This window comes from Nitritalea halalkaliphila LW7 (genome assembly GCF_000265075.1).
Lineage (GTDB): Bacteria > Bacteroidota > Bacteroidia > Cytophagales > Cyclobacteriaceae > Nitritalea > Nitritalea halalkaliphila.
In genome coordinates this window covers 1-1,209 of sequence record NZ_AJYA01000099.1, presented here as the reverse complement: position 1 = coordinate 1,209, position 1,209 = coordinate 1, and the positions used below count along the sequence as shown (strand labels likewise).

1 protein-coding gene is annotated in these 1,209 nt (G+C 32.9%); it reads right to left on the bottom strand.

Annotated elements, in window-relative coordinates:
• Positions 1-394: 394 nt before the first annotated feature.
• The gene (locus tag A3SI_RS16465) at positions 395-1,114 is read right to left on the bottom strand and encodes an RHS repeat domain-containing protein (RefSeq protein WP_202946886.1); all 720 of its coding nucleotides are present in this window, start codon (positions 1,112-1,114) and stop codon (positions 395-397) included.
• Between the last annotated feature and the right edge of the window lie 95 nt (positions 1,115-1,209).

The following is a 1,209-nucleotide window of genomic DNA, read 5'->3' as shown; positions in this document are numbered from 1 at the left end:
CTCTTTATATTCACTATCAAGAGACAAGGATACTTGTAGTCGTTGTTTATTATCATCATTCCCTTAGCATATATTTTGTCATTCTCTCAAAAAAAGCACAATATTCGGTCACTGGAACTTACTTATAATAAACTAATTGTATCTTACCCTAAACATAAAATAGAAATTCCCTTATCAAAGATACAAGATATTAAAACAAGGCATTAACCTAGGTTTCAATTTAAGCTTAAAAATGATTAAAACATATACAATAGTGCTAAATGAAAGATATGCGTTTGGCAATAAGTTATTAGTCGATTACAAAATCGACAAAAACACTGGAGCTACAATTAAAGAAGATCCTATTATGATTAAGATTTTAAAAAAAGAAATAGAAAAGAATTCAATAGTTATTTTACCTATCAATTATTGGCTTTTTTGTTTCATCCTTAACCCAATCCAGTTCCTGTCTTACTGCTCGAATTTGATCATGAAGATCTTGTCTTCTATCATTTAAAATATCAAATTGTTGTTCTTTTTCTTTATAATTTTGTGTAGTTCTGTCTTCCATTTCATTTAATTCTAATGACAATTCCACAAGTTTACTATCAAGTTCACTAATTCTACTACTCAAGTCCTTATTAATACCTTCTAATATTTTCTGATAGCTAGGCAACTTTGATCTATTGGGTTTGTCAAAGTTTAATATATTAGACACATCAGAACTAACACCTATCAGGGAAGCAGTAACATCAATAACGCTTCTACCAGTCATAAGTATATTTGCAAATCCTGTCAATATACTTTTTTGTACTTGCCTTTCACTAAGCCCTGTTAATTCTTCTTTCGTTGGTTGTCCATGTAAACTTAACACATCATTAATTGTATAAGGCCACATCCCATCTGGGTCAATGAACAATAGAGGATTGTTAAAAGCATAATTGTAGGGACTTAAGTGATGTCCATTCTCCGCCAACGGGTCAACAACGCCCCACCTCCCTATAGCAGGATCATACATCCTCGCTCCAAAGTCATACAGGTTTAGGTTCAGGTCATCTAAGAGTTCCTTCCCGTTGTAGAGATAGTTCTCAACACCCGTACACGGATTTTCAGTATCATTTCGATTCCAGGACACTTTTAATCGTCTCGGTTCTTCTTGTCGGTATATCAGTTTTAAACAGCCCATAAAATGCCAAGATAGGGATTTTTTTCTTTCAGTTGAGTTTCATT